Source organism: Actinomadura soli, from assembly GCF_005889715.1.
Classification (GTDB): domain Bacteria; phylum Actinomycetota; class Actinomycetes; order Streptosporangiales; family Streptosporangiaceae; genus Spirillospora; species Spirillospora soli.
In genome coordinates this window covers 21,894-29,026 of the sequence record NZ_VCKW01000095.1, presented here as the reverse complement: position 1 = coordinate 29,026, position 7,133 = coordinate 21,894, and the positions used below count along the sequence as shown (strand labels likewise).

At 75.1% G+C, this 7,133-nt stretch carries 5 protein-coding genes; 2 read left to right on the top strand and 3 right to left on the bottom strand.

The window, feature by feature from the left end:
• Window positions 1-2,727: ATP-binding protein (locus tag ETD83_RS19560; RefSeq protein WP_138646579.1), on the bottom strand; the 2,727-nt coding region annotated here is incomplete at its 3' end.
• Window positions 2,728-2,903: 176 nt separating this feature from the next.
• Window positions 2,904-4,172 carry a glycosyltransferase gene (locus ETD83_RS19555; protein WP_138646578.1) on the bottom strand — a complete coding sequence of 423 codons (1,269 nt, stop codon included), beginning with the start codon at window positions 4,170-4,172 and terminating at the stop codon, window positions 2,904-2,906.
• Between the two features lie 168 nt (window positions 4,173-4,340).
• Here ETD83_RS19555 and ETD83_RS19550 point away from each other — a divergent pair, with 168 nt between their 5' ends.
• Together ETD83_RS19550 and ETD83_RS19545 are read left to right on the top strand one after the other, a co-directional pair.
• On the top strand, window positions 4,341-4,949 hold the full coding sequence (locus tag ETD83_RS19550) for a histone deacetylase (RefSeq protein ID WP_205717769.1): 609 nt from the start codon (window positions 4,341-4,343) through the stop codon (window positions 4,947-4,949).
• 10 nt (window positions 4,950-4,959) lie between these two features.
• Entirely contained in the window at window positions 4,960-5,415 is a 456-nt protein-coding gene (locus ETD83_RS19545) for a peroxiredoxin (RefSeq protein WP_138646576.1), read from the top strand.
• 28 nt (window positions 5,416-5,443) lie between these two features.
• Here ETD83_RS19545 and ETD83_RS19540 read toward each other — a convergent pair whose 3' ends face one another.
• On the bottom strand, window positions 5,444-7,072 hold the full coding sequence (locus ETD83_RS19540) for a CocE/NonD family hydrolase (RefSeq protein ID WP_138646583.1): 1,629 nt from the start codon (window positions 7,070-7,072) through the stop codon (window positions 5,444-5,446).
• Window positions 7,073-7,133: the final 61 nt, after the last annotated feature.

The window sequence follows — 7,133 nt, the reverse complement described above, 5'->3', positions numbered from 1 at the left end:
GTCGGTGACGGAGCCGAGCCGGGCGCGGGTCCCGAGGTCGCGCAGCGCGGCCAGCAGCGGCTCCGCGCCGAGCCGCGCCGCGGTCCCGGCGGCCGCGCGCCACTCCGCGGCGGCCGCGTCCCGGTCGCCGTTCTCGGCGAGCGCCTCGGCCAGCCGCCACCGCGACCGCGCGACCTCGTAGACGAACCCGCCGTCCGCGTCGCCGTAGGTGAACAAGTCGGTGGCCTTGCGCCACAGGTCCATGTCGTGGACGCCGTCCACGCGGCGCCGCTCGGCCTCCGCGCGGGCCAGCCAGGCGTGCCCTTCGAGCCCGAGCCAGGCGCGGGGCAGCCCGTCGGTGTTGATCGTGAAGACCGTCTTGGCGCGGTGCAGCAGCGCGTCGCCCGCCTTGGCCGCCGCCCGCACCGCCGCGCCGTCCCCGGCGGCGCGGGCGCGGGACGCGATCTCGGCGTGCGCCCACAGGCCCGTCGCCGCGAGGCGGATCGCGCCGTCCGTCTCGCCGTAGGCGGTGCCGAGGACGTGCTCGACGTGCTCGACCGCCGCGTGCGGATCGCCGCGCCACAGCGCGTGCTCGGCCGCGAGGCCCCGGGCGAGGTAGTTGAGGAACAGGTCCTCGCTCAGCTGCGGCTCGATCCACCGCAGCCGCTCGTCCGCGCCCGGGGCGCCCTGCGCGACCTCGACGAACAGCGCGTACGCCGAGATCTGCGCCTCCGCAGGCCGGACGACCTGGACGGCGAACTCGTCGGCGAGCCGGCGCGCCTCCACCCAGTTCCCGGTCGTGTAGTGGATCAGGTACCGCAGGGACCGCATGATGATGCCGTACGTGCTCCACCGCAGGCCCTTGTCCAGGACGAACCGCACACCCGCGTCGGCCGCCCGCGCCGCGCGCGCGAGGTCGCCGCGGTCGAACATCGTCCGGGCGTGGTGGTACCGGGCCCGCACCGCCGCCTGCGGGCTGTCGCCCGCCGCGTCGGCCAGGTCGCGGGCCCGCGCGAACACCTCCGCCACCCCCGAGTCGGCCTCCCGCGACTCCCGCCACAGCCCGAGCGTGACCAGCAGCGCCGCCTCGGCGCCGGGGATCCCGGCCGCGCGGGCCTCCGCGACGGACTTCTCCGCGAACTCCGGCATCTCGCCGTCCGGGTCCCGGTAGAGCAGCGTGCGGGCGTAGGTCGCGAGCGCCCAGGCGCGCTCGGGCGCCGCCGGGTCGCCCGCCAGCATCGCCACCGCCTCCCGCGCGGTCGCCTGCGACTCGTCCAGCTCGTCGATGTCGTTCAGATAGGTCGCGAGCTGCTCGCGGATCTCGGTGCCGAGGCGGAGGTCCGCCGGGTCGGCGGCGTCCAGCAGGCGGCGGAGCCGGTGCACGGCGCGCCGCGACTCCCCGGCCCGCGCCGACTCCCGCGCGGCCGTCAGCGACAGCCGGATCCGGGCGACCCCCGCCGTGCCCTCCGGGTCGGGGACCGCGTCCCACAACTCCAGCGCCCGCTCGTAGTGCTCGAACGCCTCGTCGGGCGCGCCGAGCCGGCCCGCCTCCCGGCCCGCCCGGACGGACGCGGCGAACGCGGCGGGCAGGTCGTGCGCGGCGAGGCTGTGGTGCGCCAGCTCCGCCGCCGACCCGCGCGTCCCGTCCGGGAGACCGGCGAGCAGCCTGGCGAAGTCGGCGTGCAGCCGGGTCCGCTCGCCCGGCAGCAGGTCGGCGTAGACGGCCTCGCGCAGCAGCGCGTGCCGGAAGGTGTACCCGGTCCCGGACGGGACGAGCAGCTGGTGCGACACGACCTCGCGGAGCGCCTCGCCGACCGCCGCCTCGTCCAGCCCCGACACGCGGCGGGCCAGCTCGTCGTCGATGCGGCGCCCGGCGACCGCCGCGACCCGCACGACGCGCTGCCCGGCGTCCGACAGCCGCTCCATCCGCGACAGCAGCAGGTCCGCGAGCCCGGACGGCAGCTCAGCGGGCTCGCCGCCGGGGACGTCGAACCCGGCCGAGTACAGCTCGGCGGCGTAGAACGCGTTCCCCTCCGACCGGCGGTGCACCCGCTCGACGACCTCCGTCGTCACCGGCGCGCCCCCGCGCGACAGCTCGGCGAGGTACGCGGCGGTCTCGCCGGGCCCGAACGGGGCGACGGTGACGCCGGTCACGTTCGGCAGCCGCAGCAGCTCCGCCACCACCGGCCGCAGCGGATGCCGCCGGTGCAGGTCGTCCGACCGGTACGTGCCGACGAGGCACACCCGCTCGCGCTGCAGGACGCGGCAGAGGAACGTCAGCAGGTGCCGGGTCGACCGGTCGGCCCAGTGCAGGTCCTCCAGGACGAGCAGGACGGGCCGCTCCTGGCCCAGCTCGCCGAGCAGCCCGAGCGCCGCCCCGAACAGCTGCTGCTGGCCGAGCTCCGTCACCGAGCCGGGGTCGGTGCCGCTGTCGGGCAGCAGCCGCCCGAGCACCGGACGGGCGTCGAGCGCGGCGCGGACCGCGTCCGACTCCGGGGCGCCCGCCTGCGCGGCCGTCCAGAGCGCGTCCGCGAGCGGCAGGTACGGCATGCTCTCGCCCAGTTCGGCGCACTGCCCGACGAGCACCGCGCAGCCGTCGTCGCGGGCGGCGCGGGTCAGCGCGGACACCAGATGCGTCTTGCCGACGCCGGCGTCCCCGCTGACCAGCACGACCCCGGCGCTGCCCCCGGCCGCCCGCGCCAGCGCGGCCCTCAGTTCCGCGAACTCGGCGGCCCTGCCGATCAGCACACATAGCCCCTTCCGGTCACCAGCCAGTATCCCAGCCGACCCGAGATGGACGGGCCGGGCGCGAGAGATCCGGGGCCGGACGTGAACAGGCCCCGGATCTGGGGAGAGATCCGGGGCCCGTGGACCGTGCCGAGCGCGGCGTCCGGCCGGTGGCAGGAGGGGTTGGAGACGGTGCGTCAGCGCGCCAGGGCGGGGGTTCGGTCGGCGTCGTGCTCGGCCTCGTCCAGGTCCTGGTCCTGCGCGGCCTCGGGCTCGGGGTCGGCGGGCAGGACGCGCTGGTACGCGCGGAGCGTCTCGGCGGCGATCCGCTCCAGGGAGTACCGGGATCGTGCGCGGTCGGCGGCGGCGATCGAGTAGCCGTGGAGGGTGGTCTCCTCGGTCAGGAGGTGCCGGATGGCGCGGCCGATCACGACGGGACGTCCCGCCGGGACGTGCACGCCGGTGATCCGGTCGAGGACCTCGTCGGCGTTCCCGCCCGCCGGGGTCGCGACGACGGGGACGCCGCAGGCCATCGCCTCCAGCGGCACCGCCGGGCAGGGCTGGTGCGGGGTCAGGCAGAGCGCGAGGCTCGCCGTCCGCAGCAGCTTCGGCAGCGCCTTGCGGGGCAGCCGGCCCAGGAAGATCACCCGGTCGTTGACGTGCAGCTCCTTCGCGAGCAGCACCAGCCGGTGCACGACGGGGTCGTTCTCCAGCTCCTCGCGCGCCGGGCCGCCCGCGACGGCGAGCTCGGCGTTCGGGACGTGCACCAGCGCGCGCAGCGCGGTCGCGACGTCCCCGGCCTCCAGATCGCCGCAGATCATCACGAGGCGGCGCCGGTCGCCGCGCGGCATCGCGGGGCCGGCCTGCGCGAACTGGTCGCCGTCCACGCCGTAGGGGACGACGGACACGCTCGGGCGCGGCACGCCCATCCGCACGAGCGCGCCGGCCTCCTCGGCATGTCCGGCGAGGACGACGTCGGCGTCCCGCGCGATGGCCTTCTCCAGCCGGTCGCGGTGCGGGTGGACCCGGTTCCCGGCGCGGCGCTCGGCGGCGGCCACGCCGTGGTAGCTCTGCGCGAACGGGATGCCGAGCTCGCGGGCGACGGCGCAGGCGGCGAGCCCGCCGACCCAGCCGTGCGCGTGGACGATGTCGGGACGCCCGGCCCCGGACCAGCGGCGGCGCAGCCCGTCGGCGAAGTCGCGGACGTGCTTCAGCAGCTCGTCGTCGGTGAGCGGGCGGGCGGGCCCGGCGTCGAGATGGACGAGCGCGGCTCCCGGCGCGAGCCGGACCCGCGCGCGGGCGTCCTTGTCGTGGCGCCGGGCGTACACCGTGACCTGGTTCGGCTTCCCGTCGGCGGACAGCGGACGGGTGAGCGAACGAGCGAGATCCCGGACGTGGACTGACTCGAGGTGTTCGCCGTCAAGGTCGGAGGCGGACACGAGAGCGATGTTCAACGGGCGGTGCATGGCGGATCCTCCGGGACAACACAGGGGAAGCACGGAGGTATCTGCGTCGTAGACACCTGCTTGGCCAGTTTCCTATCCGGCCGCAGCTCCCGTCAAACCTCGCGAATGGGATCTCCCGCCCCGTCCAGACCGCCGCACCGCCGCCGACCAGGGTGGATAATGGACACGATGGACGACGAACCGCTCTGGTATGTGGCGTACGGATCGAACCTCTTCCGGGAGAGGTTCCGCTGCTATCTGTCCGGCGGCCGTCCGGAGGGCGGCAAGCGGCACTACCCCGGCTGCCGTGACCCCCGCCCCGCCCGTGCCGAGGCGTCGATCACGATGCCCGGCGGGATCTACTTCGGGTACACCTCCCTGGTCTGGGGCGGCGGGATGGCGTTCTACGACCCCGGCCTCCCCGGGCGCGCCGCCGCCCGCGCGTACCTGCTGACCCGGCGCCAGTTCTGCGACGTCCTGTCCCAGGAGATGCGCCGCGGCACCGGCGTCGACCACGACCTGTCCGAGGCCGTCGCCCGTGGCCGCCAGCGCCTCGGCCCCGGGCGCTACGAGACCGTCCTGAAGGTAGGGGAACGCGGCGGTCACCCCATGCTCACGTTCACCTCCCCCGAACGCCACCCGCCGAACGCGCCGACGGCCGCGTATCTCACGATGCTCGGCAACGGCCTGCGCGAGGCGCACGGCTGGACCGCCGAACGCGCGGGGGTCTACCTGGCCGCCCGCCCCGGCGCCCACGGAACCTGGACGTCCACCGACATCACCGCACTTCTCGGCTAGGTTCGGGCGTATGAACCCCGGTGACGTCGTCGACGACTTCGAGCTGCCCGACGAGACGGGCGAGACCCGCACGCTGACCGGGCTGCTGGAGAAGGGCCCGGTCGTCCTGTTCTTCTACCCGGCCGCGATGACCCCCGGCTGCACCGCCGAGGCCTGCCACTTCCGCGACCTGGCCGCCGAGCTCGCCGCCGTCGGCGCCCATCCGGTCGGCATCAGCGCCGACCCGGTCGCCAAGCAGAAGGAGTTCGCCGGCAGGCACTCCTTCGGCTACCCGCTGCTGTCCGACCCGTCCGGCGAGGTCCGCGCCCGCTTCGGCGTGAAACGCGGCATCGCCCTCATGCCGACCAGGCGCCGGACCTTCGTCATCGACACCGACCGCCGCGTCCTCGCCGTCGTCAAGAGCGAGATCCGCATGAACGCCCACGCCGACAAGGCCCTGGAAGCGCTGCGGAAGCGGGCGACCTGAAGGACCGGCGCGCTCTCCGGGCGGCGGGCTAGCGCCCGACGACGGGGAGGTTGACGGTGGACGGACGCGCGGGGGAGTGGAAGATCTCCTGGTCGGCGATGAGCATCTCGGTGGCGGTGCCGATGGGGGCGCCCGTGCCGGGGTTGCGGGCGACGCGGGGGTAGGCGCCGCTCGCGACCTGGACGCGGATCCGGTGGCCGCGGAGGAAGCGGTGGCCGGCGGGCCACAGTTCGATGGCGATGTGGCGGACGTCCTCCTGCGCGGGTTCCGCGGCGCCGGGGACGAGCCGCCGCATGCCCTCGCACAGGTTCAGCGACTCGCCGTCCGGGGCGACGTCGCACAGCCGGACGACGAAGTCGGTGTGCTCGCGGTTCGACCGGACGTACAGGTCGGCGGTGACCGGCCCGATGATCTCCAGATCGTCGCCCAGGACCTCGGAGGTGTAGACGAGGACGTCCCGCCGCCGTTCCAGCCGCCGCTGGTCGGTGGACGGGTGGGTCTCGCCGAGCAGCGTCGGGCCGCCGAGGAACGGGGTCGGGTGGTTCGGGTCGTAGCGGTAGGTGTCGGGTTCCGACTCGGGCGGCTCGGCGGGGGAGAGGGCCCCGCCCGGCTGCAGGTGCCAGCGCTCCTCCCGCATCCCGGGGACGGGCCAGTCGGGGAACTCGCGCCACTCGTCCGCGCCGGTGATGTACAGCCGGACGGCCTGGTCGCGCAGCCCGGACGGGTCGTCCAGCAGGTGGGCGCGGAACCAGGCGATCGACTCGCCGATCGAGCCGCGCATCATCCGCTGGTCGGCGTGGAACCACGGGCCGATCGTCAGGTAGGGGCGGCGGCCGGCGGCGCGGAGGGCGGCGTAGTCCTTGATCTGCCAGGGCAGGAAGATGTCGTACCAGCCGCCCGTCATGTTCACCGGGGCCGTGACGTGCGAGACGGTCGGGGAGAAGTCGCGCTTGTCCCAGAACGGGGTGTCGGGGCCGTTGACGAGGAGGTCCTGGAAGAAGCGCTGCTGCTCGCCGGTCGCGAGCCTGTCGAGCTCGGCGAGGGGGCGGCCGGACAGCGTGGCCCGGCGGGCGCGGCGCGGGGACAGCACGGCGGCGGAGATGCCGGACAGGGAGTTCTTCATCCGTGCGGTCATGTCCACCCAGATGAGGGCGGACTCCAGTGCGAACGTCCCGCCGACGTGCACGGCGTCCCGGAACGTGGACGCCGTGACCTGCATCGACAGTGCCTTCAGCGCGGGCCCGGCGTCGGCGGCGACGGCCCACTGGACGTAGCCGAGGTAGCTCGGGCCGTGCATGGCGAACGTCCCGCCGAACCAGGGCTGTGATGTCAGCCACTCGACGGTGGCGAGGCCGTCCTCGCGCTCGTCCAGCGCCTCGAACACCCCGCCCGACCCGAAGCCGCCGCGGACGCTCTGCACCACGACCTGGAACCCGTGGGACGCGAACCCCTGCCCGCACATCAGCCCGAACGGGCCGCGCCGCCCGTACGGGGACCGGACGAGCACCGTCGGCGCCCGTTCCACGCCGGCGGGCGCGTAGTGGTCGGCCAGCAGCGTGACGCCGTCGGCGGCCGGGACCTCGAGGTCGCGCTCGACCGTGACGCGGTGGGGGCCGTTCCGCAGTCCGAGCGCCGTGACCCCGAGCCGGCGCATCATTCCCACGCCTACCACTCGATCGATCGTAATCGCCCCGCAGGTAGATCCATGTCCCGGGAGT

Coding starts and splice junctions, on each gene's coding strand:
- ETD83_RS19550 (WP_205717769.1), top strand. CDS start 4,341: ATGGACGACGAACCGCTCTGGTATGTGGCGTACGGATCGAACCTCTTC.
- ETD83_RS19555 (WP_138646578.1), bottom strand. CDS start 4,172: ATGCACCGCCCGTTGAACATCGCTCTCGTGTCCGCCTCCGACCTTGAC.
- ETD83_RS19545 (WP_138646576.1), top strand. CDS start 4,960: ATGAACCCCGGTGACGTCGTCGACGACTTCGAGCTGCCCGACGAGACG.
- ETD83_RS19540 (WP_138646583.1), bottom strand. CDS start 7,072: ATGATGCGCCGGCTCGGGGTCACGGCGCTCGGACTGCGGAACGGCCCC.